The sequence below is a fragment of the Kitasatospora sp. NPDC058115 genome, from assembly GCF_042884635.1.
GTDB lineage: Bacteria > Actinomycetota > Actinomycetes > Streptomycetales > Streptomycetaceae > Kitasatospora.
This window is the reverse complement of record NZ_JBHVTL010000002.1, coordinates 217925-243960: the sequence shown is the minus strand read 5'-3', so window position 1 is coordinate 243960 and position 26036 is coordinate 217925. Positions and strand designations below refer to the sequence as shown.

20 protein-coding genes are annotated in these 26036 nt (G+C 76.0%); 11 read left to right on the top strand and 9 right to left on the bottom strand.

Going from position 1 to position 26036, the window contains the following annotated elements; genetic code table 11:
* Positions 1-106 precede the first annotated feature (106 nt).
* Complete coding sequence (locus tag ACFVVL_RS03020) at positions 107-643, top strand: hypothetical protein (protein ID WP_387670919.1); 537 nt, start codon at positions 107-109, stop codon at positions 641-643.
* Positions 644-706: 63 nt separating this feature from the next.
* On the opposite strand, the gene ACFVVL_RS03015 is transcribed toward ACFVVL_RS03020, so the two are convergent.
* From ACFVVL_RS03015 to ddaH, 4 genes are all read right to left on the bottom strand, one after another.
* Positions 707-1402 carry a Tat pathway signal sequence domain protein gene (locus ACFVVL_RS03015; RefSeq protein ID WP_387670917.1) on the bottom strand — a complete coding sequence of 232 codons (696 nt, stop codon included), beginning with the start codon at positions 1400-1402 and terminating at the stop codon, positions 707-709.
* A 195-nt stretch (positions 1403-1597) separates the two neighbouring features.
* Positions 1598-2776 carry a hypothetical protein gene (locus ACFVVL_RS03010; RefSeq protein WP_387670915.1) on the bottom strand — a complete coding sequence of 393 codons (1179 nt, stop codon included), beginning with the start codon at positions 2774-2776 and terminating at the stop codon, positions 1598-1600.
* Positions 2773-4221, bottom strand: coding sequence for a hypothetical protein (locus ACFVVL_RS03005; protein WP_387670913.1), 1449 nt, complete (start codon positions 4219-4221; stop codon positions 2773-2775). The genes ACFVVL_RS03010 and ACFVVL_RS03005 overlap by 4 nt, the downstream gene beginning before the upstream one ends.
* 188 nt (positions 4222-4409) lie before the next feature.
* On the bottom strand, positions 4410-5228 hold the full coding sequence (gene ddaH, locus ACFVVL_RS03000; protein WP_387670912.1) for a dimethylargininase: 819 nt from the start codon (positions 5226-5228) through the stop codon (positions 4410-4412).
* Positions 5229-5542: 314 nt separating this feature from the next.
* Here ddaH and ACFVVL_RS02995 point away from each other — a divergent pair, with 314 nt between their 5' ends.
* Positions 5543-6352, top strand: a complete 810-nt coding sequence (locus tag ACFVVL_RS02995) for a class I SAM-dependent methyltransferase (RefSeq protein ID WP_387670910.1) — start codon at positions 5543-5545, stop codon at positions 6350-6352.
* A gap of 89 nt (positions 6353-6441) precedes the next feature.
* On the opposite strand, the gene ACFVVL_RS02990 is transcribed toward ACFVVL_RS02995, so the two are convergent.
* Positions 6442-7443 carry an aldo/keto reductase gene (locus tag ACFVVL_RS02990; RefSeq protein WP_387670908.1) on the bottom strand — a complete coding sequence of 334 codons (1002 nt, stop codon included), beginning with the start codon at positions 7441-7443 and terminating at the stop codon, positions 6442-6444.
* A 147-nt stretch (positions 7444-7590) separates the two neighbouring features.
* On the opposite strand from ACFVVL_RS02990, the gene ACFVVL_RS02985 reads away from it, so the two are divergent.
* Positions 7591-8100 (top strand): GNAT family N-acetyltransferase, encoded by a 510-nt coding sequence (locus ACFVVL_RS02985; RefSeq protein ID WP_387670906.1) that lies wholly within the window; start codon positions 7591-7593, stop codon positions 8098-8100.
* Positions 8101-8169: 69 nt separating this feature from the next.
* Here ACFVVL_RS02985 and ACFVVL_RS02980 read toward each other — a convergent pair whose 3' ends face one another.
* Positions 8170-9237: a hypothetical protein gene (locus ACFVVL_RS02980; protein WP_387670904.1), complete on the bottom strand. Its 1068-nt coding sequence runs from the start codon at positions 9235-9237 to the stop codon at positions 8170-8172.
* Between the two features lie 77 nt (positions 9238-9314).
* On the bottom strand, positions 9315-10079 hold the full coding sequence (locus tag ACFVVL_RS02975; protein WP_387670902.1) for an SOS response-associated peptidase: 765 nt from the start codon (positions 10077-10079) through the stop codon (positions 9315-9317).
* Positions 10080-10196: 117 nt separating this feature from the next.
* Here ACFVVL_RS02975 and ACFVVL_RS02970 point away from each other — a divergent pair, with 117 nt between their 5' ends.
* Positions 10197-11591, top strand: a complete 1395-nt coding sequence (locus ACFVVL_RS02970) for an FAD-dependent oxidoreductase (RefSeq protein WP_387670900.1) — start codon at positions 10197-10199, stop codon at positions 11589-11591.
* 58 nt (positions 11592-11649) lie between these two features.
* Here ACFVVL_RS02970 and ACFVVL_RS02965 read toward each other — a convergent pair whose 3' ends face one another.
* Positions 11650-12021, bottom strand: coding sequence for a hypothetical protein (locus ACFVVL_RS02965; protein ID WP_387670898.1), 372 nt, complete (start codon positions 12019-12021; stop codon positions 11650-11652).
* Positions 12022-12470: 449 nt separating this feature from the next.
* On the opposite strand from ACFVVL_RS02965, the gene ACFVVL_RS02960 reads away from it, so the two are divergent.
* From ACFVVL_RS02960 to ACFVVL_RS02930, 7 genes are all read left to right on the top strand, one after another.
* Positions 12471-14201 carry an acyclic terpene utilization AtuA family protein gene (locus ACFVVL_RS02960; RefSeq protein WP_387670896.1) on the top strand — a complete coding sequence of 577 codons (1731 nt, stop codon included), beginning with the start codon at positions 12471-12473 and terminating at the stop codon, positions 14199-14201.
* On the top strand, positions 14198-15796 hold the full coding sequence (locus tag ACFVVL_RS02955; protein WP_387670894.1) for an acyl-CoA carboxylase subunit beta: 1599 nt from the start codon (positions 14198-14200) through the stop codon (positions 15794-15796). The genes ACFVVL_RS02960 and ACFVVL_RS02955 overlap by 4 nt, the downstream gene beginning before the upstream one ends.
* 10 nt (positions 15797-15806) lie before the next feature.
* Positions 15807-17846, top strand: coding sequence for an acetyl/propionyl/methylcrotonyl-CoA carboxylase subunit alpha (locus tag ACFVVL_RS02950; protein ID WP_387670892.1), 2040 nt, complete (start codon positions 15807-15809; stop codon positions 17844-17846).
* A gap of 13 nt (positions 17847-17859) precedes the next feature.
* A complete protein-coding gene (locus ACFVVL_RS02945; RefSeq protein WP_387670890.1) occupies positions 17860-19032 on the top strand; it encodes an acyl-CoA dehydrogenase family protein in 1173 nt (390 codons plus the stop codon).
* Between the two features lie 386 nt (positions 19033-19418).
* Positions 19419-21008, top strand: a complete 1590-nt coding sequence (locus tag ACFVVL_RS02940; protein ID WP_380291672.1) for a 4-coumarate--CoA ligase family protein — start codon at positions 19419-19421, stop codon at positions 21006-21008.
* Positions 21009-21123: 115 nt separating this feature from the next.
* Complete coding sequence (locus ACFVVL_RS02935; RefSeq protein ID WP_387670888.1) at positions 21124-21744, top strand: TetR/AcrR family transcriptional regulator; 621 nt, start codon at positions 21124-21126, stop codon at positions 21742-21744.
* 145 nt (positions 21745-21889) lie between these two features.
* The gene (locus tag ACFVVL_RS02930; RefSeq protein WP_387670886.1) at positions 21890-24355 is read left to right on the top strand and encodes a SpoIIE family protein phosphatase; all 2466 of its coding nucleotides are present in this window, start codon (positions 21890-21892) and stop codon (positions 24353-24355) included.
* An 83-nt stretch (positions 24356-24438) separates the two neighbouring features.
* On the opposite strand, the gene ACFVVL_RS02925 is transcribed toward ACFVVL_RS02930, so the two are convergent.
* Positions 24439-26019, bottom strand: a complete 1581-nt coding sequence (locus ACFVVL_RS02925) for an MFS transporter (protein WP_387670884.1) — start codon at positions 26017-26019, stop codon at positions 24439-24441.
* Positions 26020-26036: the final 17 nt, after the last annotated feature.

Here is a 26036-nt window from a genome sequence, read left to right as displayed (position 1 = left end):
CCGGAATGCCCCACCCGTCCGGATCCGGCCGGGGGATGGTGAGAATCCGGTCAGCGGCCGCTGCCAGGCTGGCCGCCGAACCGTCCGACGCCCCACGGGAGACACCATGCACCGCATCCCCCTCCGCCTCGCCACCGCCGCCACCGCCACCGCCGTCGCCGCCGCCCTGGCCGCGACCCTCGCCGCCGCCCCGGCGGCCGGAGCCACCGGCCGCGGCGGCTGGGAGCCGTGGCCCTCGCCGTCCTTCGACCTGCCGGCCGGCTCGCGCTGCGACTTCCCGGTGCGCCTCGAACCCGTCGTCGACGAGGTCGAGCGGCACGTCCTGGCCGCCGACCCCGACGGCACCGTGCGCCGCGTCGCCTACCGCGGCGCCCTCGTCATGCGGCTCACCAACACCCTCACCGGCGCCCACTACGACGCCGACGCCGGGGGCCGTTCCCACGTGGAGTACCGCCCCGACGGTTCCCAGACCTGGCGGGCCCACGGCCCGATCCTCCTCGGCTTCGGCGCCGGCGCGGGCACCCTGCCCCGCGACCTCTACACCGTCGACGGCGACTACACCGTCGACATCGGGGCCACCGGCTACCGCACCCTGACCATCAGGCACGGATCGGCCGAACCCCTCTGCGCCAAGGTCGCCTGACCCGGGCCGGGGCCGCGCCGCCGGACGCTCCGACCGGCGGTGCGGTGGGCCGGGCCGGGGCGGTCAGGTGACGTCGACGGCCGGGGCGCCGGGCCGGGTGGAGTCGGTGAGGGGGCCGTAGGTGGCGGAGAAGTAGCCCTCGCCGGGGCAGAGGGAGGAGCCGGCGCTCTTGGTGAAGCGGGCGTTGCGGAAGACCAGGGCGTGGGCGGTGTTGTCGGCGGCCCCGGTGAACGCGCCGCTGAGCTGGTAGGTGCAGGTGAGGGTGCCGAACCAGCTGTTGAGCACGGCCGAGGCCTGGATCGGGCCGGCCGGGCCGGGGGTGAGGGCGACCGGGTGGCCGGCGGCGGAGTCGAGCGCGAGGGTGTAGGCGAGGTTGCCGACGGTGAGGCTCCGGACCGAGGTGACGCCGGTGACGTTGGCCGTGCAGGAGCCGAAGGTCAGGCCGGTCAGGGAGGCGGTGGCGGTGCCCGGTGCGGCGGGGTTGGCCAGTACCTTCGCGGTGAACGGCGAGGTGCCGCAGAAGACGCCGGTCGAGCCGGTGGTGTCGGAGGAGAAGGTGGCCCGGGTCCCGGCGCCGAGCGACGCGAGCAGGACGTCGCCCGCGGCGACGGCCGTTCCGCCGGCGGTCAGCACGGATCCGGCGGCGGCGGGGGCGGGCGCGGTTGCGGGCGCGGTTGTGGGCGCCGCGGCGGCCGGGACGGCGCCGACGGCGAGGGTGGCGGTGGCCGCGGCCAGGGCAAGGCAGGGGTGCAGACGCATGGGGGTGCCTCGTTCTCGGTGGGGGTGACGAGCGGGCGGACGCCCCGGTGGGCGGAGGGGACGGGGTCCGGCGACCGGGAGCTGACTACGTTGTAGAGCGGTGTCCGGGCACCGTCAAGGCATGGCACGGCACTTGTTGACAATTCGTCAGCAAGGCCGGTGCGAACCGGCGGCCCACCGCCGCGGCGCCGGGCGCTACCCCCGCGCCGCGCGGCGGTGGCCGTCGAGGACGTCCCGGCGCAGCAGCGCACCGAAGCCGGCGCCCTCCAGCCGCACGCCGAGCTGGGCCTCGGTGAGTCCGAGGGCGGCGGCGGCCGACGGCAGGTGCCAGTCGTGCGCGGCGAGCCGGTCCAGCAGATGGCCGCGCCGCACCTGGGGCTCGGAGAGCCGGAAGGTCTTGAGGTAGGCGGTCCGGCCGTGCTCGTCGGTGATCGCCTCGCCGATGTGGTTCTCCCGGCGGGGCTTGAACTCCGGGAGGAAACGGGCGAGGGTGAAGCGGCCGAGGCGGCGGACCTCCCGGGCGCGGTAGGAGGCGTCCAGCAGGTCGCCCGCCATGGTGCGGTCGTGGAAGGCGGCCCAGGCGCGCTCCTGCCCTTCGACGGCGGCGCGCAGGTCGGCGGTCGAGCCGATCGGGCCGGCCGCGCGCAGGTCGGCGCGGAAGTCCGGGACGGGCGCGGACAGCAGGGCGTAGTGGTGGATCAGCTCGCCGTAGAGGTCCAGCAGCAGGGTGCGGTGCAGGGCGCGGTAGTCGTCGGGGTGCGGCACCACGAAGGCGGCGGCCAGGGCGTCGGCGACGTACACCACCAGGCCGCACTGGCCGGGGTGGAGCTCGAACACCCGCAGCGCGTCGGCGAGGCCCCGCACCTGGTCGCCGGCGTAGGCCTCCTCGGCACGCGGGGAGAGCCCGTGCCGCAGGGCCCGCTCGGACCACTGCTCCCAGGCGACGGACGGGCCGCCGAAGTGCAGCGCGAGGTAGCCCTCCAGCGCGAGGTGCAGCGGCAGGAAGCGCAGCCGGGTGCGGCTCTCGCGCTTGGCGAGCCGGCGCGGCGCCCGGACCCGGATGCGCTCGGGCGGCACGCCGGCGGCGCAGGCGCTCCCCGCGGGCGCGTCGAGCCGGGTGCCGTACGCGGCCGCCGGGGTGCCGTCGCGGGTCCAGTCGGCGACGAAGCCGTGCGGGATGTAGGAGTGGTACGAGGTCCGGCGGCCCACCGGGACTCCGGTGTACTCCTCCTCGTACAGCTCCCGGTGCAGCCGCAGGTCGGCGATCGGCTCGGGGCGGACCAGCGGGACCAGCCGCACGCCGCCCCACACCTGGGCGGGCCGGGTGTCCAGGCCGCCGAGGTCGAGGCGGAAGCCGGGCAGGACGGCGCTCACCGGACGGTCACCTCCGCAGCGGCGGACAGGAAGCGGGCGGTGCGGGCCGCCAGATGGGCGGTCAGCTCGGCGAGGTCGGTGCGGCCCTCCGCGAAGCGGGCGAACTCGACCAGCGCGGGCAGGTCCTCGGCGTCGCGCAGCCCGGCCGTGGGCACCGTCGGGGCGAGCCGGCGGACGTCGAAGCCCTCCGCGTCGTAGACCGGGTTGAGGTGCACCACGCTGGTCCGCCGCTCCGGGTCCAGCCGGGTGCGCCACACCTGCAGCACCTCGGCGGCCAGGCCCGGCGGGGCGTTGTCCCAGCCGTCGGAGACGATCAGCAGCCGCTGCGGCGCGGTGTCGAGCGCGTCCAGGATCCGGCGGCCGAGCGGGGTGGGGCCGGACGGGCGGGCGAGCAGCGCGTCGGTGCGCCCGGAGGTCCACAGCGCGGTGTACTCGCCGGCCAGCGCCTCCAGCAGGTAGTGGCAGGCGAGCGCGGCGGCCAGCGGGCGGCGGCGCTTGACGCCCGAGCCGTACGCCGACCAGCTGTCGTCCAGCACGGCGGTGACCCGGCCCCAGCCGCCCTCGGCGGCCCCGGCCGCCCGCGCGGCCCGGCGCGCCGAGCCGCGCAGGGCCTCGGTCAGCTCCGCGCGGCGGGCGATCCGGTCGGTGGGCGGCAGGCCCAGCACGTACGAGGCGAGCCGGGTGAGCGGCATCCGGGAGAGGTCCGCGGCGACGGCGCCGGCCCCGTGGGCCCGGGCCGACTCCTGGAGGCGCAGCCGCTCCAGGGCGGTCAGCCGGGGAGCGATGCGCTCCAGGAAGGCGGCCCGCGGGATGCCGTGCCGCCGGGCGAAGGACTCCGCGACGGTGTAGGGGAGTTCGAAGACGGCGGCCTGCTGGTGGTGGGCGCGCCGCCAGGCGTCCAGCAGCGGCGCCCGGTACTTCGCGCGCCGGCCGGGGGCGTACAGGAAGTCACCGGTCTCCGCCTCGGCCGGCCGCAGATGGGTGTGGCGCAGCGCCCGCTTCAGCCCGGCGCGGTACTTCACGGCGTCCAGGGTCTGGTCGGGACGCGCGGCCAGCCAGTCGCGCAGGATGGCGCGGGTGCGGCGGTTGTTGACCTTGGCGCGGCGCAGCTCGCCGATCAGCCGGTAGACCCGCTGCGGCGGCAGCAGCTCCAGCCGGCGGGCGATCAGCCGGCCCTCGGTGCGGCGCTGCTCCTCGGTGGCGTCGCGGGAGGTCTCCAGCAGCCGGCGGACGATCAGCGCGGCGTTGTGGTCGTTGATGTCGAGCGCGAGCGCGGCGGCGTACGGGCCGCGGTGGTTGACGCACATGTAGGTGTGCAGGAAGTCCAGCGAGAGCTGCTGCTCGGCCGCCCCGGTGTGGAACTCGCGCTGGCCGGTGCCGGTGATCGCGGCGTTGACGAACAGCAGCACGTCCTCGGCGGCGACCAGGTCCCCGTACGTCTCCACCGGCCCGTCCCCTCTGCGCGCGTCATGTCCCGGGGCCGGCCGGGGAATGGGGGCACGAACTGCGAATCATTGCGGTAGAGGCACCATCCGGAAGTCGCACCGGAGTCCCGCGGCCGGCCGGGCGAGCGTAGCACCGGCCGGCCGGGGGAGCGCATCGGGTTTTCCCCGCGCTCCGGCGGAACGGCAGGTCAGGCGGGTGCGCCGCGCAGTTCCAGGGTGCAGCACTTCACGCTGCCGCCCGCCTTGAGCAGCTCGGTGACGTCGATCCCGACCGGCTCGAAGCCGCGCGTGCGCAGCTGCGCCGCCAGCCCGGTCGCCGCCTCCGGCAGGATCACCCGCAGGCCGTCCGAGACGGCGTTGAGGCCGAAGACGGCGGCGTCCTCGGCGGAGGCGAGCACGGCGTCCGGGTACAGCGCGGCGAGGGTGGCCCGGCTCTCCGGCGAGAACGCGGCCGGGTGGTACATGATCTCGTCGTCGCCGAGCACCGCGAGCGCGGTGTCCAGGTGGTAGTAGCGCGGGTCGACCAGCTCCAGGGTCACCACCGGGCGGCCGAGCACCCGCTGGGTCTCGGCGTGCGCCCGGCGGTCGGTGCGAAAGCCCGTGCCGGCCAGGATCCGCCCGCCGACGAGCAGGTAGTCGCCCTCGCCCTCGTTGGTGTACTCGGCCTGCACCACCGACCGGTAGCCGCGGGCGCCGAACCACTCCCGGTACGCCGCGGCCTCGTCGGCGCGCTCGCGGTGCCGGAACCGGGCCACCAGGGCGGTGCCGTCGACGACGGTGGCGCCGTTGGCCGCGAACACCATGTCGGGCAGCCCCGGGACCGGCTCGATCAGCTCGACGGTGTGGCCGAGCTCCCGGAACAGCGCGTACAGCTGCTCCCACTGGGCGAGGGCGCGGGCGGCGTCGGTCGGCTTCTCCGGCTCCATCCACGGATTGATCGAGTAGTCGACCGTGAAGTGGTCCGGACGGCACATCAGGTAGTGGCGGGGACGGGCGGTACGGGACACGGGCGGTGGTCTTCCTTCCGGCGGGGTGGTGCGGAGGGGCGGTGCGACGCGCCCGGCGCGGTGGCGCCGGCTGCCCCGAGCGTGCCGGGCGCGGCGATCGTGGACATGGCCGCGACGTGCACGGCCGTCGGACGCCGGAGGTCCAGCGAGGGTCGGCGGCGCCGCGGGCGGCCGGGGCGCGGGGGCACGGGGCACGGGGGCGCGGTGCGGTGCGGGGCGGGCGACACGCGGGCAGGAACGTGCCTGCACCGGCGCCGCGCCGCGCCGGGGTGCACTGGTCCGGCGGAGCACGCCGTCGAGGAGGAGATCGTCGGATGGAGACGGAGACGGGGACGAGGGCGGCCGGAGCCGGTCCGGTCCGGGTGCTGGACGTCTCGGGCGCGGACTACCGCCGGGCGTTCGAGCTGTTCCTCGCCGGCACCGACGAGAAGCCGCTCACCCACGCCCGGCTCGGTGAGGTGGTCGCCGGGCTGGACCAGCGCCGGATGCTGCTGGACGTGGGCGCGGGCGAGGGACGGACCACCGCCTACCTGGCGCGGTACTTCGAGCGGACGGTGGCCGTCGAGCCCAGTGCGGCGATGCGCGAGAGGCTTCGCCTGGCCTGCCCCGGGGCGCTCGTCCTGCCCGAACCGGTGGACGCGGCCGAGCCGCCCGGCCCGGCGGACCTGGTCCACCTCTCGCACGTGCTGTACTACGTGCCGCCGGCCGACTGGCTGCGCACCGTGCGCCGGGTGCTGGACTGGGTGGCGCCCGGCGGGACGCTGCTGGTGGTGCTGCAGAACCCGGAGAGCCCGTGCATGCGGATGGCCGCGCACTTCACGGGCGTGCGCTACGACCTGCGGCCGCTGGCCGGGCAGCTGGCCGCCCCGGGCCCGGACCGGGCGGCCCCGGAGTGCACCTGCGCGCTCGAAGCCCTCGACCTGCACTACCGGACCGACCGGCTGGACGAGGCGGTGGACGTCGCCGAGTTCATGATCAACGTGGCCGACCTGACCACCGTGGACCCGCTGCCCGAGCGCGCCGAGCTGGCCGCCTACGTGGAGCGCCACTTCGCCCGGCCGGACGGCGGCTACGCCATCGGCCACACCCAGGACATGCTGACGGTCCGCCGCCCGCCGCGCTGACGCCGGCCGGTCACGGGGCGGGCGGTCCCCTCCGGCCCCGCCCCCGTCCGGCCCCGCCCCGTCCGGTCGGCGCCGTCCCGTCCGGGCGATCAGGCCCAGGGCAGGCCGGAGCGGGTGCGCCAGTACGCCCCGGCCGGCTCGGCGAGCGCGGCGAGTCCGGCCAGCGCCCCGTCGTCCACCGCGAGCCCGACGGCCTCCAGGTTGGAGGCCAGCTGGGCGGTGGTGGCCGCGCCGGAGAGCACCACGTCCGCCCAGGGCTGGGCGGCGACGGCGGCCAGCGCGAGGGCGTCGCAGGTCGCGCCGGTGCGCGCCGCGAGCGCCCGCAGCGCGGCGGTGTCCGGGCCGGTGGCGTTGCGGCCGGCGAGCCGGCCGTTGGCCATGCCCTCCTTGACCACCACCAGCCACCCGGCCTCGTGGGCCGCGGCGAGGGCGGGTCCCGCGGAGGGCTCCAGCAGGTTCCAGGTGGACTGCACGGCGGCGAACAGCGGCCGCCCGCCGACCGTCACCCCCAGGGCCGCCCGCACCGCCGTGGCCTGCTCGGGGCCGCTGGTGGACAGGCCCACCCGGACGCCCCCGGCGGCCAGCGCGGCGAGCCGGGCGTGCAGCGCGGGGTCGGTGAGCGCGGGGCTGTCCGGCGTGACCGAGTGCACCAGGTAGAGGTCCGGCAGCCCGCCGAGCAGTTCCCGGGTCTCCTCCAGCTGGCGGTCGAACACCTCCGTCGAGTGCTCCTTGACCTCGTGCACCGGTACGCCGGAGGCCCGCCAGCCGGCGGTGTAGGTGTAGCCCCACTTGCTGCCGACCGTCACCTCCCGCGCCTCGCGCGGCCGGGCGGCGAGCCAGGCGCCGAGGAACTCCTCCGCGCGCCCGTAGGAGCGGGCGGTGTCGAAGTAGCGCACGCCGGCCGCGAAGGCGGCGTCGAGCAGGGCGTGGGTGCGCTCGCGCAGGGCGTCGGCGGTGCGCTCGACGGGCAGGTCGAGGTCGCGGCCGAGGGTGATGTACCCGGGCCGGCCGACGGCCGCGGTGCCCAGCCCGAACCGTGCGATCGACGGTTCGGCGGCTTCGGCGGCTGCGGTGGCGGGGGCGGTCGGCACGGTCGGGCTCCTTGGGTCACGGGGGCGTGCGGGCGGGGCGCGCAGGTGGTGCGTGCCCGCCCCTTTTGTACCCTGCCGGAGCCCGAGAGGCGTGACCTATGTTGGTGAGTCGTTGCAGTGATGTGTCCACTACAGGGAGATACGGTGATGACGTACCGGATCGAACGGATCGGCCTGGAGGACTGGGAGCGCCTTCGTGAGGTGCGCCTCGCTCAACTGCTCGACGCCCCCGACGCGTTCCTGGAGACGCACGAGATGGCCCTCGCCCACGACGACGCGGAGTGGAAGGACCGGGCGCGCCGGGTGAACGACCCCGGCAGCGTCGGCCTGGTCGCGGTGACCGGGACGCCGGGGGAGTGGGTGGGGACGATGGTCGGCTTCACGCCCGCCCCCGGGACGGCGCTGCTGCTCGGCGTCTGGGTCGCCCCGGAGCACCGCGGGCGGGGGCGCGGGGTGACGGACGCGCTGCTGGACGCCGTCCTCGACTGGGCCCGCGACGAGGCCGGGGCGCAGCGCGTGGTGCTCACCGTGCACGAGGGCAACGCCCGGGCCATCGCCTACTACCGGCGTCGCGGCTTCGCCTTCACCGGCGGCGAGAAGCCGTACGCGCTCGACCCGGCCGCCCGCGAGCTGGAGATGGTCCTCCCGCTGGCCTGACCCGGCCGGGCGGCACACCCCGGCGGCCGGCCGTGTCCGCACCCGGCCGTGCCCGTTCGCGGATCGTGCTCACCTCCCGGCCGCGCTCCAGCGGTCGAGCGTCCCGCGGGCGTCGTCGTAGGTCAGCCAGGTGCCGTCCCCGAGCGGGCGCGCGTAGCTGTCGACGGGGCCGGCGGGATAGCGGACGGTGCCGCGGACCTCCAGGGTGCGGGCGTCCAGCAGCCAGTGCCGTCCGAGCTCCGGATCGCCGTCGGAGTCGAGCGTCGAGGCGAGGACGGTGTCGGCGTCGACGAAGCCGCAGTCGTGGTCCCAGCAGGGCGGGTCCTCGTCCTCGCCCTGCTGGGGCTCCCGTTGGGCGAGGACGGTGCCGTCCAGCGCGTGCAGCCGGAGGTCCGCACCGCCGTGCTCGACCGTCAGGAAGCCCGGGTGGCCGGGATGGACGTCGGCGAGGATGCGGTCCAGGCCCCGGTTGACGCCCCAGCTGCTGAGCTCGGCGCCGTCCCGGCGCGCCCAGTGGAGCAGGACGCCGTCCTGCCCCAGGCCGATGCTGAGGCCGATGTGCGCGCCGTCCGGGTGGGAGAGCTGGCGCGAGCCGGCCGCGTCCGCGTGCTCCAGCGGCAGCCGGGCCAACTCCCCGCCGTCCCGGGCATCCAGGACCACCCAGTGCTCCTGGCGGTGCTGCCCGGACGATCCGGACGCGACGTGCGCCCAGACGACGCGGCCGTCGTCGGAGACCCGGCACGAGCCGTGTGCCGGTCCGTCGCACGCCCGCTGTTCGGCGGCGGAGTGCGCACGGCCCTCCCCGCACCCCCAGCACCCGTGCGGGTACTCCCACAGCGTCGTCCCGTCCCGGGCCACGGCCAGGACGGCGCGCGGGCCGGCGAACACCGCGAACTCGCCGTCGGGGCCGACCGACGGCCCGCCGTACGGCTCGCCCGGCCGGGGCAGCGGGAAGACGGCGGCGGGCGCGAGCTCCCCGGCGAGGAGCTCGTCCAGCTCGTGGACCGCCAGCTCGTGCCCGTGCCGGAGCAGTGCGCGGCGCGAGCCGTCCCCGCGGCGCTCCAGGGCGAAGCCGCTGAGCAGTGCGGCGCCACCCGGAAGCCGCACGGAGTCGCGCAGGTGTGCGGTGAGCTGCATGCCCCGAACCTAGCGCACGGCACCGACGGCGAGTCCGTCCACCGGAGTTCGACGAGGAGGGGGCGATCCGCGCCGGCTCAGGTGTAGTGGCCCCCGGTGACCTCCGGCAGCGGGTCCTCGACGGGGTCCAGCAGGTGCGGGCCGTCGTTGCGGACGCTGTTGACGGCGGTGGCCACCGGCCGGACCAGCAACTCGCCGGCCGGGGCGTGCAGCAGGCCGCGCACCTCGCCGGGGTCGGTGGTGGCGGGGTCCAGCCAGGCGTCCAGGGCGTCGGGGGCGAGGGTGACCGGCATCCGGTCGTGGACCCGCCCGGCGGCGTCCGTCGCCGCGGTGGTCAGCACGGTGCAGGTGACCAGCCACGCGGCCGGGTCGTCGTCGTGCTCCACCGCGCGGTCGCGCCAGAACTCGTACAGCCCGGCCATCAGCAGCAGTCCGCCGTCGGGCCGGTGCAGGTAGTACGGCTGCTTGTAGGCCTTGCGTCCGTCGGCGGCCGGGACCGGCCGCCACTCGAAGTATCCGTCCGCCGGTACCACGCACCGCCGTTCCTTGAACGCCTTGCGGAACGCGGGCTTCTCGTGCGCGGTCTCCACCCGGGCGTTGATCATCCGCGCCCCGGAGCCCGGGTCCCTGGACCAGGACGGCACCAGCCCCCACCGCAGCGACCGCACCTGCCGGGTGAGCTCACCGGTCTCCCGGTCGACCCGCTCCAGCACGCTCGCCACCGGGTCCGTCGGGGCCACGTTCCAGGACGGCGCCAACGTCTCCGCGACCGGCCACACGGTGGCGCGCAGCAGGTCGGCCAGATCGGACGGGGTGGTGGTGGAGACGAAGCGACCGCACATGCGCCCCATCCTGCCCGCCCGCCCCGCCGCCCGTCACGCACCTCACGGAACCGGCGGGCACGGCGACGGCCCGCCGCCCGGTAAGATCATCCTGCAACACGACGCGAAGGGGAGCTTGTGGCGCGGGTTGCGGTGATGGGTGCGGGCATCGGCGGGCTGGGGACGGCGCTCATGCTCGGACGGCGGGGCCATGCGGTCACGGTGTTCGAGCAGGACCCCCGGGAGGCCGGGGACGACCCGCACCGGGACTTCTTCCACTGGGACCGGCCGCGCGTCCCGCAGGCCGTCCAGCCCCACTCCTTCCTCGCCCCGGTGCGCACCGTGCTGCACGCCGAGGCCCCCGACGTCCACGCGGACCTGCTGGCCCGCGGTGCCCGGGAGTACCACGACTTCGACTGGTTCGGCGCGCACCCGCCGCACCGGGCCGGCGACGAGGACCTGGTGACCCTGCGCGCCCGCCGGATCGTGCTGGAGGCCGCCCTGACGGCGGCGGTGCGGCGCGAGCGCACCGTCGAGGTGCGGCGCGGCAGCCGGGTGCAGGCCCTCGCCTTCGCGCCGGACCGCCCCGCCCGGGTCGCCGGTGTCCGGGTGGGAGGGCGCACGCACGTCGCGGACCTCGTGGTCGACGCGTCCGGCCGGCGCTCGCCCGTGCCCGGCTGGCTGGTCCGGGCCGGCTGCCGCCCGCCCGTGGTCGACAGCCACCGCGCCGGGATCGCCTACCTCTGCCGCTGGTACCGCCTGCGGCCCGACGGCCCCCGCGATCCCGGACGGGTGAGGAACGGGTCCTCCGCGCCGTTCGCGCTGGCGGGCGTCTTCCCGTCCGACAACGACACCTTCGCGGTGAACCTGGTGCTCTCCACGACCGACCCCACCCGCGGCGCGCTCACCGACCCCGCCGTGTTCGAGGCCGCCGCCCGCTGCTTCCCCGCCACCGCCGCCTGGCTCGACCTGGCCCCCGAGCCGCAGTCGGCCGTGCTCGCGATGGCCGGCCTGGACAACCGCTGGACCTCCCTCGCCGACGGCGCCGGACCCGTCGTCACCGGCCTGGTCAACGCCGGGGACAGCCTCGTCCACACCAACCCCACCCTGGGCCACGGCGCGGCCCTCGCCCTGCGCGCCGCCCAGCACCTCGCCGCCCACGCCGACGCCACGGCGGCGGACCCGGCCGGCTACCACCGCTGGACGGCGCGGGCCCTGCGGCCGTGGTTCGACGCGCAGGTCGCCGCCGACCGCGCCAACGAGCAGCGCCTCACCGAGAACCCGCCGCCCCCGGACCGCCGCGCCGCCGCCCTGGCCGACTGCGCCTTCGACGACCCGGTCGTCATGCGGGCCCGCGCCCAGGTCCGCCACCTCGTCCGCACCCCCGACGAGGCCTACGGCACCGAGGAGGTCGAGCGCCGTCTGACCGCCTGGCTGGCCGCCCGCCCGGGCTTCGCCCCCGGGCACGACGGTCCCACCCGTGCCCGGTGGGAGGCCCTCGTCGCGGACCGGCCGCTCGCCGCACGAGTGTGATCCCGGCGCGGCGGCGGCCCGGGCGACGACCGGGCCGCCGCGCCGCCGCCCGGGCCCGTCAGTAGCCGGCGTTGGCCCGGTCGTTGAACCATCCGGGCAGGCTCGGCCACCACTCGCCCGCGCCCGCGTCGAACGTCAGGCCGTCGCCCGACAGGTGCACGCCCTGCCCGGAGTGGGCCGCCCAGCTCCTGAGCGAGGAGACCTTGTGGTTGACCAGGACGGGGAACACCGTCCACGTCCCGAGCTGGAACTCCCAGCAGTCGCCCGAGTAGTTGTTGTCGGTGAACACCTGCGCGTACCCGGCCTGCCCGTAGTGGGTGCAGTTGCCCGCCGCCTGCGCGCTCGGCGCGGCCACGCCGCCCAGCGTCGCCGCGGCCGCGACCGCGATGATCCCGGCCGCGAGCCCGGGCCTCCTGAACATCGGGTGCATCCCGGTCCTCCTTCGTGACGTGGGTGGTCTCCTGTCACCAGTGATGATGACCAGTCACCCCGGCCCCGACCAGTAGGTGACCGGCCAAGGTGGTGACGCGTTCCCGCTCGCCCGGCCGGGCGCGCCCGGGCGCGCCCGAGGGCATCGGGAGCCGGACCGCGGCCGCACCCCGCGACGCCCTTCCCGACCTGCGCCGGGCCGCCTCGGCCGGACAGCCCGGCCTCCGCGGCCCCGGCGTGGTTCGGCGACCCGGGCGCCCCGGACCTGCTCCGGCCCGCCCGCGTGGGGTCTTCCGGACCGCCGCCGCTGACCGGGCCCCGACCACAGCCGGCCTCGGCGGCGCCGGGGTGGGGCGTCCCGGAGAAACAAGCAGGCGTGATTGCTTTTTCTCTCGCAGGGTGTCAACCTGCTCACCGTCGGCGAACGTTGGGCCACCTCGGGGGGCGGGCGTGCACGTGCGGGCGGAGGCGGCGGGCGGTGGGCCGGTGCTGCGGGTCGGGAACGCCTCGGGGTTCTACGGGGACCGGTTCTCGGCGATGCGCGAGATGCTCACCGGCGGGCCGCTGGACGTGCTCACCGGGGACTACCTGGCCGAGCTGACCATGCTCATCCTGGCGCGGGACCGGCTGAAGGACCCCTCGCTCGGATACGCCAGGACCTTCCTGCGGCAGCTGGAGGAGTGCCTCGGCCTGGCGCTGGAGCGCGGCGTGCGGATCGTGGCCAACGCGGGCGGCCTCAACCCGGCGCGGCTCGCGGACGCGGTGCGGGACCTGGCGAGGAGCCAGGGGCTGGACGTCGCGGTCGGGCACGTCGAGGGGGACGACCTGCTGCCGCGCCGGGCGGAACTCGGGCTGCCCGAGGGGCTGCTGGCCGCCCACGCCTACCTGGGGGCGTTCGGGGTCGCGGAGTGCCTGCGGGCCGGGGCGGACGTGGTGGTGACCGGGCGGGTGACCGACGCGGCGCTGGTCGCGGGGCCCGCGATCGCCCGGTTCGGCTGGGGCGCGGGGGACCTCGACGCGCTCGCGGGCGCCGTGGTGGCGGGCCACGTGCTGGAGTGCGGGGCGCAGGCGACCGGCGGGAACTACGCCTTCTTCCGCGAGCACGACGTCACCCGGCCGGGCTTCCCGCTCGCCGAGCTGCGCGCGGACGGCTCCAGCGTCATCACCAAGCACCCGGGCACCGGCGGCGCCGTCACCGTCGGCACCGTCACCGCCCAGCTCCTCTACGAGACCGGCGGCCCGCGCTACCTCGGGCCGGACGTGACGGCCCGCCTGGACACCGTCCGGCTCACCGAGGAGGGGCCGGACCGGGTGCGGATCGACGGGGTGCGCGGCGAGCCGCCGCCGGCCACCCTCAAGGCCGGGCTGAACCGGCTCGGCGGCCACCGCAACGACGTGGTGTTCGTGCTCACGGGGCTCGACATCGAGGCGAAGGCGGCGCTGGCCGAGCGGCAGTTCGAGGACGGGCTCGCCCCCGGGCACCGGCCGGCCGAACTGCGCTGGACCCTGGTCCGCACCGACCATCCCGACGCCGCCACCGAGGAGACCGCCTCCGCACTGCTGCGGCTCACCGCCCGGGACCGCGACCCCGCCCGGGTCGGGCGGGAACTCGGCCGGGCCGCCGTGGAGCTGGGGCTCTGCGGGTACCCGGGCTTCCACCTCACCGCGCCGCCCGGGCCGGGCGCGCCGTACGGGGTGTTCGAGGCCGTGCACCTGGACGCGGCGGTGGTCGGACACACCGCCGTGCTGCCGGACGGCCGACGCGTGCCCGTCCCGCCGGCGCCCGTCACCGCCCCCGCCGCCGCACCGGTTCCGGAGCCCTTCGACGAGGCCCCCGTCCCCGGCGGCCCCACCCGCCGCGCCCCGCTCGGCCTGGTGGCCGGCGCCCGCAGCGGCGACAAGGGCGGCGACGCCAACCTCGGCGTCTGGGCCCGCGACGAGCCCGGCCGGCGCTGGCTCACCCGGACCCTCACCACCGCGCTGCTGCGCGAACTCCTGCCGGAACTGGCGGAGCTGACGATCACCCGGCACGTCCTGCCGAACCTCCGCGCGCTCAACTTCACCATCACCGGCCTGCTCGGCGAGGGCGTCGCCGCCCACCACCGCTTCGACCCGCAGGCGAAGGCACTGGGGGAGTGGCTGCGCTCGCGCCACCTCGACATCCCGGAGGCCCTGCTGTGACCGTCCTGTCCACCCGCCTCGACCCGGGCGGCGCCGAGTACGCCGCCCACCGGGAGGCGATGCTCGCCAGGCTCGCCGACCTGGACGCCGAGCACGCCAAGGCGCTGGCGGGCGGCGGTCCCGCCTACGTCGAACGCCACCGCGGGCGCGGCAAACTGCTCGCCCGCGAGCGGATCGAGCTGCTGATCGACGAGGACTCGCCGTTCCTGGAGCTCTCCCCGCTCGCCGCCTGGGGCAGCGAGTACCCGGTCGGCGCCGCGCTGGTCACCGGCATCGGCACCGTCGAGGGCGTCGAGTGCGTGATCACCGCCAACGACCCCACCGTGCGCGGCGGGGCGTCCAACCCGTGGACCCTGCGCAAGGCCCTGCGCGCCCACGAGATCGCCCTCGCCAACCGCCTCCCGCTGGTCAACCTGGTGGAGTCCGGCGGCGCCGACCTGACCGGCCAGAAGGAGATCTTCATCCCCGGCGGAGCCCTCTTCCGCGACCTCACCCGGCTCTCCGCCGCGGGCGTCCCCACCGTCGCCGTGGTGTTCGGCACCTCCACGGCCGGCGGCGCCTACGTGCCCGGCATGTCCGACCACACCGTGATGATCAAGGACCGGTCCAAGGTCTTCCTCGGCGGGCCGCCGCTGGTGCGGATGGCCACCGGCGAGGAGACCGACGAGGAGTCGCTCGGCGGCGCCGGGATGCACGCCGGGGTCTCCGGACTGGCCGACCACTTCGCGCTCGACGAGCCGGACGCGCTGCGCCTGGCCCGCCGGATCGTCGCCCGCCTGGACCACCGCAGGCCGGGGCCGTGGCCGGACCTCGCCGCCGAGCCGCCGAAGTACCCCGAGGAGGAACTGCTCGGCATCGTCCCCGGCGACCTCAAGGTGCCCTTCGACCCGCGCGAGGTGATCGCCCGGATCGTCGACGGCTCCGACTTCGACGAGTTCAAGCCGCGCTACGGCCCCGGCCTCGCCACCGGCTGGGCCCGGCTGCACGGCTACCCGCTCGGTGTGCTGGCCAACGCGCAGGGCGTGCTGTTCAGCCAGGAGTCGCAGAAGGCCGCCCAGTTCATCCAGCTCGCCAACCAGCGCGCGGTGCCGCTGCTGTTCCTGCACAACACCACCGGCTACATGGTCGGCCGGGACTACGAGCAGGGCGGCATCGTCAAGCACGGCGCGATGATGATCAACGCCGTCGCCAACTCCGCCGTCCCCCACCTGTCCGTGCTGATGGGCGCCTCCTACGGCGCCGGCCACTACGGCATGTGCGGGCGGGCCTTCGAGCCGCGCTTCCTGTTCGCCTGGCCGAGCGCCAAGGCGGCCGTGATGGGCCCGCAGCAACTCGCCGGGGTGCTGTCGATCGTCGCCCGGCAGTCCGCCGCCGCCAAGGGGCGGCCGTACGACGAGGAGGCGGACGCGGCGGTCCGGGCAATGGTGGAGCAGCGGGTCGAGGCCGAGTCGCTGCCGGCCTTCCTCTCCGGGCGGCTCTACGACGACGGGGTGATCGACCCGCGCGACACCCGCACCGTGCTCGGGCTCTGCCTCTCCGCCGTCCACAACGCGCCGGTCGGGGGCGCGACCGGCTACGGCGTCTTCCGGATGTAGGGGGAACCACGTGATCACCAATCTGCTGGTCGCCAACCGGGGCGAGATCGCCCGACGGATCTTCCGCACCTGCCGGGCGCTCGGCATCGCCACCACCGCCGTCCACTCCGACCCGGACGCCGACGCCCCGCACGTGCGCGAGGCCGACACCGCCGTCCGGCTGCCCGGCGCCGCGCCCGCCGACACTTATCTGCGCGGCGCACTGCTGGTCGAGGCCGCGCTCACGGCCGGCGCCGACGCCGTCCACCCGGGCTACGGCTTCCTGTCCGAGGACGCCGGCTTCGCCCGCGCCGTGCGGGCGGCCGGGCTGCTCTGGGTCGGCCCGGAGCCGGCGGCGATCGAGGCGATGGGCTCCAAGACCGCCGCCAAGCGCCTGATGGCCGCCGCCGGGGTGCCCGTGCTGGACGCCCTGTCCGCGCCCACCCGGGCCGACCTGCCGCTGCTGGTCAAGGCGGCGGCCGGCGGGGGCGGGCGGGGCATGCGGGTGGTGCACGCCCTCGCCGACCTGCCGGGCGCCCTCGCCGCCGCCCGCGCCGAGGCCGCCGCGGCCTTCGGCTCCGACGAGGTGTTCTGCGAGCGCTACCTGCCCGCCGGCCGGCACGTCGAGGTGCAGCTGCTCGCGGACGCGCACGGCACGGTCTGGGCGGTCGGCGACCGGGACTGCTCGCTCCAGCGGCGCCACCAGAAGGTCGTCGAGGAGGCCCCGGCGCCGGGGCTCGACCCGGCGGTGCGCGCCGCCCTCCACGAGGCCGCGGTGACCGCCGCGAAGGCGATCGGCTACACCGGCGCCGGGACGGCCGAGTTCCTGCTCGGACCGGACGGCCGGTGCTGGTTCCTGGAGATGAACACCCGCCTCCAGGTGGAGCACCCGGTCACCGAGGCGGTCACCGGCCTCGACCTGGTCGCCCTGCAGCTCGCGATCGCCGAGGGCGCGCCCCTGCCCGGCCCCGCCGCGCCGCCCGCCGTCGGCCACGCGATCGAGGCCCGGCTCTACGCCGAGGACCCGGCGCACGACTGGCGGCCCGCCACCGGGACCCTGCACCGTCTCGAACTGACCGTCCCGCACGAGGAGTTCACCGGCCGGGGGGTGCGTCTGGACTCCGGGGTCGCGGACGGCGGCGAGATCACCCCGCACTACGACGCGCTGCTCGCCAAGGTGATCGCCTGGGCGCCGACCCGGGCCGCCGCCGCCCGCCGGCTGGCGGACGCGCTCGCCCGCGCCCGGATCCACGGGCCCACCACCGGCCGGGAGTCGCTGGTCCGCGCGCTGCGCCACCCGGCGTTCCTGGCCGGTCGGCTGCACACCGGCTTCCTGGCCGAGCACGCCGTCGCCCTGACCGCCCCGCCCGACCCGGGCCGGCCCCGGCTCGCCGCCCTGGCCGCCGCGCTCGCCGACGCCGCCGCCCGCCGCACCGCGCTGCCCTCCGGCTGGCGCAACCTGCCCTCGCAGCCGCAGCTCAAGCGCTACCGGTCGGACGACGGCGCCGTGCACGAGGTCCGCTACCGGCTGACCCGCGCCGGACTGCGGGCCGAGGACCACCCGGACGTCGAACTGGTCGAGGCGGCGCCCGAGCTGGTGGTGCTGCGCGAGGGCGGGCTGCGGCGGGCCTACCGCGTCGCCCGCTACGGGGAGCGGGTGCACGTCGACACCCCGGCCGGCGCCACCGCGCTCACCGTCCTGCCGCGCTTCCCCGACGCACCGGTGCGCTCCGAGCCCGGCGCGCTGCTCGCCCCGATGCCCGGCACCGTGGTGCGGGTCACCGCGGCCGTCGGCGACACCGTCACCGCCGGGCGGCCGCTGCTCGTCCTGGAGGCGATGAAGATGGAGCACCGGATCGCCGCCCCCGCCGACGGCGTCCTCGTCGACCTGCGCGCCGCCCCGGGCGAGCAGGTCGCGACGGGCGCGGTGCTGGCCGTCGTGAAGTCCCCCGGGGAGCCGGACGCGGAGCCCGTCGCGGAGCCCGCCGGGGAATCCGTCGCGGAGCCCGCCGAACGGTCCGCCGGACAGCCGCCGGAACACGCCACCGAAGAGTCCCCCGACGAGGTCTGAGGAAGGACCGCGCATGTCCGCCATCGGCAGCCAGCTCCTCGAAACCCCCGAACGCCGCGTACTGCGCGGCGCCGTGGCCGGCCTCGGTGCCCGCTACGGCTCCGCCTACTACCTCGCCAGGGCCCGGGCCCACGAGCCCGTCGACGAGCTGTGGGCCGAGGCCGGCAAGGCCGGCTACCTCGGCGTCAACCTCCCCGCCGCGTACGGCGGGGGAGGCGGCGGGATCACCGACCTGGCGATCGTGCTGGAGGAACTCGGCGCCGCCGGCTGCCCGTTGCTGCTGCTGATCGTCTCCCCGGCGATCTGCGGCACCGTCATCGCCCGCTACGGCACCGAGGAGCAGAAGCGCCGATGGCTGCCCGGACTCGCCGACGGCAGCCGCCGGATGGCCTTCGGCATCACCGAACCGGACGCCGGCTCCAACGCCCACCGGATCTCCACCGTCGCCCGCCGCGACGGCGGGGACTGGCTGCTGACCGGCCGCAAGGTGTTCGTCTCCGGCATCGACCACTGCGACGCCGTCCTGTTCGTGGCCCGTACCGAGGACGCCCGCACCGGCCGGCTCCGGCCCGCACTGTTCGTCGTACCGCGCGACACGCCCGGCTTCGAGTACCGGCCGATCCCGATGGAACTCGTCGCGCCCGAACGGCAGTTCCAGGTGTTCCTGGACGACGTCCGGCTGCCCGCCGGGGCGCTGGTCGGCGACGAGGACGCCGGGCTGCTGCAGCTGTTCGCCGGACTCAACCCCGAACGGATCATGACTGCCGCGTTCTCCCTGGGCCTCGCCCGCCAGGCGCTCGGCAAGGCGGTGGACTATGCCCGCACCCGCACCGTCTGGTCCGCCCCGATCGGCGCCCACCAGGGCCTCGCGCACCCGCTCGCCCGCTGCGCGGTGGAGGTCGAACTCGCCCGGCTGATGACCCAGAAGGCCGCCCTGCTGTACGACGCGGGCGAGGACGCCGCCGCCGGCGAGGCCGCCAACATGGCCAAGTACGCGGCCGGGGAGGCCGCCGCCCGGACCGTCGACCAGGCCGTGCAGACCCTGGGCGGCAACGGCCTCACCCAGGAGTACGGGCTCGCCGCGCTGCTCGCCGCCACCCGGGTCGGCCGGGTCGCCCCGGTCAGCCGCGAGATGGTCCTCAACTACGTGGCCCAGCACACCCTCGGACTGCCGAAGTCCTACTGAGCCTCCTGCCGGGACTCCCGCCGTGGGTCCTGCCGGAAGCCCCGCCGGAAGCCCCGCCGGAATCCCTGCCGGAATCCCTGCCGGAAGTCCCGTCGGGAGTGCCGCGGGCCCCGACGGCCGGTACGGCCTCGAACGGATCGTCGCATCATCGTTCTGACATCTGACCGGGTCCCCCGACCGGGGACCCCGCCGACCCCTCCCCACCTCGGAATTCGCCAGCCCGCGCCACCCCTGCGCCCCGCGCGCTCCGCCAAACGTCCGTCACTGGGGCGCACCGGACGCCCACTGTCCGTATGCTCCTGTCCCGCACGCCGCACGGCCGGTCGCCACGACCTCCAGCCGGCCGTCCCGCCCCGCGCCAACAACCGCACAGGAGGCACGCCTTGGTGTTCCACAGCGAGTTCCCGGACGTCGGCATCGTCGACCTCGCCCTGCACGACGCCGTCCTCGGCGAGGCCGAGCGCCACGGCGACCGGCCCGCCCTGATCGACGGGATCACCGGCGAGACCGTCAGCTACGCGCAACTCGCCCATGCCGTCGGGCGGGTGGCCGCCGGCCTCGCCGAGGCGGGCGTCCGGCAGGGGGACGTGGTGGCCCTGTTCAGCCCCAACAGCGTCCGCTACCCGATGGCCTTCTTCGGCGCCACCCGGGCCGGCGCCACCGTCACCCCGGTGCCCTCGCTCACCACCGCGGGCGAACTCGCCGGCCAGCTCGCCGACAGCGGCGCCCGCTGGCTGATCACCGTCTCGCCGTTCCTGCCCACCGCCCGCGCCGCCGCCGACAAGCTCGCCGCCGAGGGCCGCCCGCTCGCCGGGACCGTCGTCCTGGACGGCGCCGACGGCCACCTCTCGCTCGCCGACCTGCTCGCCGCCACCGGCCCGGTGCCCGAGATCGCGCTCGACCCGGCCGAGGCCATCGCCGTGCTGCCCTACTCCAGCGGCACCACCGGGCTGCCCAAGGGCGTGATGCTCACCCACCGCTCGATCGCCACCAACCTCGCCCAGACCGACGCCGTCTTCCGCCCCAAGCCCGGCGAGCGCGTCCTCGCCGTGCTGCCCTTCTTCCACATCTACGGCCTGGCCGCGCTGCTCCACCAGCCACTGCGCTGCGGCGCCACCGTCGTCGTGCTGCCCCGCTTCGACCTGGAACAGTTCTGCCGCACCGTCCAGGACCAGCGGGTGCAGTCCGTGCTCGCGGCCCCGCCGATCGTCCTCGCCCTCGCCAAGCACCCGGTGGTCGAGCAGTTCGACCTCTCCTCGGTGGAGTACCTGCTGTGCGCCGCCGCCCCGCTGGACCTCGAACTCGCCGAGGCCTGCGCCCGCCGGCTCGGCCTGCCGCACATCCTCCAGGGCTACGGCATGACCGAGCTCTCCCCGGTCAGCCATGTGATGGACCCCACCGACCCGGACCCCTCCCCGGGCTCGGTCGGCCGGATGGTGCCCTCCACCGAACTGCGGGTCACCGCCCTCGACGGCACCGGCGGCGACCTCGGCCCCGGCGAGCGCGGGGAACTGCTGATCCGCGGGCCGCAGGTGATGAAGGGCTACTTCGGCCGGCCCTCCGACACCGCCGCCATCGTGGACGCCGACGGCTGGCTGCACACCGGGGACATCGGCTTCGTCGACGAGCGCGGCTACCTGCACATCGTCGACCGGGTCAAGGAACTGATCAAGTACAAGGGCTACCAGGTCGCCCCCGCCGAACTGGAGGCACTGCTGCTCAGCCACCCGCAGATCGCCGACGCCGCCGTGATCGGGGTCTGCGACGCCGAGGGCACCGAGTGCCCCAAGGCCTTCGTGGTCCGCGCCCCGGGCAGCGCGCTGACCGAGCAGGAGGTCGCCGCCTTCGTGGCCGGCCAGGTCGCACCGTACAAGAAGGTGCGCGCGGTGGAGTTCCTGGACGCCGTCCCGAAGTCCCCGGCCGGCAAGATCCTCCGCCGCGAGCTGCGCGAGCGCGAGGCCGCCGCCGCCCGCTGAACCGGCCGCCGCCGTCCACCGGTGCGGCCGCCCCCCGACCGGCCGCACCGCCCCCACCGCCGTCTGCGAGGATCTTCCAGCCGCCAGCCCCGCACGGACAGGACCGCCGCCGCAGATGACCACCCACCCGGCCGCCCGCACCCCCCAGCAGGACCGCAGCCGCGCCACCCGGGCCCGGCTGCTCGCGGCGGCGGTCGACTGCCTCGCCGAACTCGGCTGGAACGGCTCCACCGTCGCCGTCGTCGCCGAACGGGCCGGCGTCTCCCGGGGCGCCGCCCAGCACCACTTCCCGACCCGCGAGGACCTCTTCACCGCCGCCGTCGAACACGTCACCGCCGAGCGGCTGACCGCCGTGCGGGCCCACGCGGACGCGCTGCCGGACGCCGGTCCGGCCCGTACCGAGGCGGTCGTCGACATGATCGTCCGCCTCTACACCGGCCCGCTCTTCCGCGCCGCCCTCCAGCTGTGGGTCGCCGCCGCCACCGAGGAGCCGCTGCGCGAGCGGATCATCGGACTGGAGGGCCGCGTCGGCCGCGAGGCGCACCGTGCCGCCGTCGAGTTCCTCGGCGCCGACGAGACCGGGCCCGGCGTGCGCGAAACGGTGCAGGCCACCCTGGACATGGCCCGCGGCCTCGGCCTCGCCAACCTGCTCACCGACGACAGCGCCCGGCGATCCGGGGTGATCCGGCAGTGGGCGAGCCTTCTGGAGAGTACGCTGCGGCCGGTAGGCCCATGACGCCCGTACACCTGGACGACCGCTGCCCCTCACCAAGGGGTCGCCGGGCGGCCGATGTCCGTGCAGTCTGGAGAAGAACCCCGGCCGCAGGAACCACGAGGACCGCCCGGCCGGGCACGAAGCCGAACCGGGGTGCAGTCTGATCATGCGGAGAGACGAGTGGGACGCCACCAACGCCACCGGCCCCGGAGCCGACGCCGGCCCCGCACGCCTGGACGGCCATCGCCTCGTCCCGCTCGCCACCGCCCTGCTCCAGGACGACGGTCTGATCCTGCACTGGAGCGAGGACGCCGAGGCCCTGCTCGGCTGGACCGCCGAGGAGGCCGTCGGCAGCCACGCCGCCCGGCTGCTCACCGACGACAGCGACCGGCCCGAGGTCCTCGAACTCTTCGAGCGGATCCTCGGCGGCAAGGGCTGGTCCGGGGTCTTCCCGGTCCGCCACCGCGACGGCCACACCGTCGAGCTGGAGTTCCGCACCTACCCGATCGCCGGCCCCGGCGGCACCCTGCTGCTGCTCGCCACCGCCTCCGACATCGCCGCCCTGCACCGGGTCGAGGCCGACCTCGCCGTCCTCGACGGCATCTTCGGCCAGTCCCCGATCGGCATGGCCGTCTACGACACCGAACTGCGGTACGTGCGGCTCAACGAGTCGCTGGCACGGATGAACGGCCTCCCCGTCGCCGACCACCTCGGACGGCGGATCAGCAGCATCCTGCCGGGCATCAACAGCACCGAGATAGAACAGATCATGAAGCAGGTGCTGACCACCGGCAGACCCGTGGTCGACGCCCGCTCGCACGGCCGCGTCCCCGGCGACCCGCGCCGCGACCGCGCCTGGTCCGCCTCCTACTTCCGGCTGGAGGACTCCACCGGCCGGGTCTTCGGCGTCTGCTCCTCGATCATCGACGTCACCGAGCGCTTCCAGGCCGAGGCCCGGGCCGCCCGCGCCCAGGAACGGCTGGCGACCATCGCCGAGGCCACCGCCCGGATCGGCACCACCCTCGACCTCCAGCGCACCGCCGAGGAGCTGATCGAGGCCGTCGTCCCCCGGTTCGCCGACTTCGCCACCGTCGACCTGCTGGAAACCGTGCTGCGCGGCGCCGAACCCACCCCCATCCCGGAGGACCGCGGCGCGCTGCTGCGCGCCGTCGCGGTCGGCGAGGCCTACGAGACCGGTCTGGCGCACGCCGTCGACGTCGTCGGCGAGGTCTCCGAGTACGCCCCCGGGCGCAGCTACACCGAGTGCCTGCGCAGCGGGCGCCCGCTGCTGCGCGCCCACGTCGACGCGGAGGTGCTGCGCGGGCTGGTCGCCAGCCCGGACCGGGTCGCCCCCGGCCTCGCGGCCGGCATCCACTCCTACCTGATGCTGCCGGTCATCGCCCGGGGCATGGTCCTCGGCGGCGCCGAGTTCATCCGGATGCGCAACCCCGAGCCGTTCACCGCCTCCGATGTCGCGCTGGCCGAGGAACTCGTCGCCCGCACCGCCCTGGCCATCGACAACGCCCGCCTCTACCGGCGGGAGCGGGAGACCGCCCTCACCCTCCAGCGCAGCCTGCTGCCCCAGGAGATCCACCGCACCCTCGGCCTGGAGATCGCCTACCGCTACCTGCCGTCCAGCGTCACCAGCGAGGTCGGCGGCGACTGGTTCGACGTCGTCCCGCTCTCCTGCGGCCGGGTCGCGCTGGTCGTCGGCGACGTCATGGGCCACGGCATCCGGGCCGCTGCCACGATGGGTCAGCTGCGCACCGTCGCCCGCACCCTGGCCACCCTCGACATGCCGCCCGAGCAGGTGCTCACCCGGCTTGACGAGACCGCCTCCGGAATCGGCGAGGGCCAGTTCGCCACCTGCATCTGCGCCGTCTACGACCCGCTGGAGCACACCCTCCAGGTCGCCTCGGCGGGTCACCTCCCGCCGGTCTGGGTCGCCCCCGACGGCACGCCCCGGCGGGTCGAGATGCCGCCCGGGGTGCCGCTGGGCGTCGGCGGGGTGGCCTTCGAGTCGGTCGAGTTCGCGCTGCCCGAGGGCGGCATGGTGGCCCTCTACACCGACGGCCTGGTGGAACGGCGCGGCCAGGACCTCGACGACGGCATCGACCTGCTCGCCCGCACCCTGTCCGGCCCCGGGCGGACCCTGGAGGAGAGCTGTGACGCCGTCCTCGGCGCGCTGGTCAGCGGCGGCAGTGACGACGACATCGCGATGATCATGGCCCGGGTGCTGCCACTGCCCGCCGACCGGGTCGCCACCCTCCCGCTCACCGGCGGCGGACGGCTGCCCGGCAAGGCCCGCCGCTTCACCCGCGCCACACTGGACGCCTGGGGACTGGGCGCGCTCTCCGATTACGCCGAGCTGCTGGTCAGCGAGCTGGTCACGAACGCCCTGCTGCACGCCGACGCCCCGCGCCGGCTGCGGCTCTTCCGTGACCGGGTGCTCACCGTCGAGGTCGCCGACGCGGGCGGCCAGACGCCCCAGCTGCGGCCCTTCGCCGAGCAGGACGAGGGCGGCCGGGGGATGTTCCTGGTCAGCGAGCTCGCCCAGCGCTGGGGCAGCCGGCTGACCAGGGACGGCAAGGTGGTCTGGGCGGAGCTGGAACTCCCCTTCGGCACGGTCTGACCCTCCGGGGCCCGCCGGACACGACGGTTCCCCGTCCCCCGGCGGTCGGGGGACGGGGAACCGCGGTCCCGGGCGTGGACTTCTCAGGCGTGCGCCTTCTCGGGCGTGCGCTCGTGCTCCGGTTCCGGGGCCGGTTCCGGGGCCGGCCGGTCGGTCCCGCGGCCCAGCCCGCGCAGCAGCCGCCAGGCCAGCACCGCCGCGCCCAGCAGCAGCGCGGCCGCCAGCATCCCGGCCACGTTCACGCCGTGCACGAACGCGTCCCTGGCGCTCGCCAGCAGCGGCCCGGCCAGGGCGTCGGGCAGCCCGTGGGCCACCTCCACCGCGCCGCCCAGCGACTCGCCGGCCTGCGCGGCCGCCGCCGGGTCGGTGCCGGCCGGGACGGCCAGCCGGCCGGCGTACAGCGAGCCGACCACCGAGCCGACCAGGGCGATGCCGAGCGCGGTGCCCAGCTCGTAGGCCGTCTCGGAGACCGCCGACGCGGCGCCGGCCTTGTCGCCCGGCGCGGCCTTCAGCACCAGGTCCGCACCGAGCGTGTAGACCACGCCCTCCGCCGTGCCGACCAGCAGGAAGGCGGCGGCCAGCACCAGGTAGGTGGTGTCCTGCTGGATCCAGCCGAGCAGGCCGATCCCGGCGCCCATCGTGAGCAGGCCGAGGGTGAGCGCCGTCCGGGCGCCGGTGCGGCGCACCAGCCGGGCGGTCAGCAGACCACCGGCCATGGCGCCGGCGAAGGCCGGCAGCTCGGCCAGCCCCGCCTTCAGCGGCGGGTAGCCGCGGACCAGCTGGAGGTACTGCGAGGTGACGAAGACGATGCCGGAGAGCCCGATCAGCGCGATCAGCGAGGCCAGCACGGCGGCGGTGAAGCGGCGGTCGCCGAAGAGCCGGACGTCCAGCAGCGGGGTCTCCAGGCGCAGCTGGCGGCGGACGAAGACGATCAGCGCCAGCGCGCCCAGCAGGCCCGCGGCCGGCACGTTCCAGCGGGCCACGCCGTGCGCCGCGGCCTCCTTGATCGCGTAGACCGCGCCGATCACACCGGTCAGCGACAGCAGCACGCTCAGGACGTCCCAGCGGCCCGGCTTCGGGTCCTTGGACTCCGGCAGCAGCCAGGCGCCGAAGACCAGCAGCAGCAGGAGCACCGGGATGTTCAGCAGGAACACCGAACCCCACCAGAAGTGCTCCAGCAGCACACCGCCGACCACCGGACCGAGTGCGGCACCGGCCGACGCGGCGGCGCCCCAGACGCCGATCGCGGTGGCCCGCTCGCGGTCGTCCGGGAAGAGTGTGCGGATCAGCGAGAGGGTGGAGGGCATGATGGTCGCCCCGGCCACGCCGAGCAGCACGCGGGCCAGGATCAGCCAGCCTGCGCCGGGCGCGTACGCGGCGAGCAGCGAGGCGGCGCCGAACGCGGTGGAACCGACCAGCAGCAGTCGTTTGCGGCCGATCCGGTCGCTGAGCGAGCCCATCGAGACCAGCAGGCCGGCCAGGACGAAGGAGTAGGCGTCGCCGATCCACAGCAGCTGGGTGCCGCTGGGGCGCAGGGTCTCGCTGATCGAGGGGATGGCCAGGGACAGGACGGTCGCGTCGACGGCGACCAGGGTGACGGCCAGCACGAGGACGGCGAGGCCGGTCCAGCGCAGGCGGGGCTGGAGGTGGACGGTGCTGCTCATGGGTATCGGTGTCCGGT

Excerpts from the sequence above, each read along its gene's own strand:
- ACFVVL_RS02980 (WP_387670904.1), bottom strand. The coding sequence starts at position 9,237 with ATGCAGCTCACCGCACACCTGCGCGACTCCGTGCGGCTTCCGGGTGGC.
- ACFVVL_RS03015 (WP_387670917.1), bottom strand. The coding sequence starts at position 1,402 with ATGCGTCTGCACCCCTGCCTTGCCCTGGCCGCGGCCACCGCCACCCTC.
- ACFVVL_RS02965 (WP_387670898.1), bottom strand. The coding sequence starts at position 12,021 with ATGCACCCGATGTTCAGGAGGCCCGGGCTCGCGGCCGGGATCATCGCG.
- ACFVVL_RS03020 (WP_387670919.1), top strand. The coding sequence starts at position 107 with ATGCACCGCATCCCCCTCCGCCTCGCCACCGCCGCCACCGCCACCGCC.
- ACFVVL_RS02995 (WP_387670910.1), top strand. The coding sequence starts at position 5,543 with ATGGAGACGGAGACGGGGACGAGGGCGGCCGGAGCCGGTCCGGTCCGG.
- ACFVVL_RS02985 (WP_387670906.1), top strand. The coding sequence starts at position 7,591 with ATGACGTACCGGATCGAACGGATCGGCCTGGAGGACTGGGAGCGCCTT.
- ACFVVL_RS02935 (WP_387670888.1), top strand. The coding sequence starts at position 21,124 with ATGACCACCCACCCGGCCGCCCGCACCCCCCAGCAGGACCGCAGCCGC.
- ACFVVL_RS02930 (WP_387670886.1), top strand. The coding sequence starts at position 21,890 with ATGCGGAGAGACGAGTGGGACGCCACCAACGCCACCGGCCCCGGAGCC.
- ACFVVL_RS02925 (WP_387670884.1), bottom strand. The coding sequence starts at position 26,019 with ATGAGCAGCACCGTCCACCTCCAGCCCCGCCTGCGCTGGACCGGCCTC.
- ACFVVL_RS02975 (WP_387670902.1), bottom strand. The coding sequence starts at position 10,079 with ATGTGCGGTCGCTTCGTCTCCACCACCACCCCGTCCGATCTGGCCGAC.
- ACFVVL_RS02945 (WP_387670890.1), top strand. The coding sequence starts at position 17,860 with ATGTCCGCCATCGGCAGCCAGCTCCTCGAAACCCCCGAACGCCGCGTA.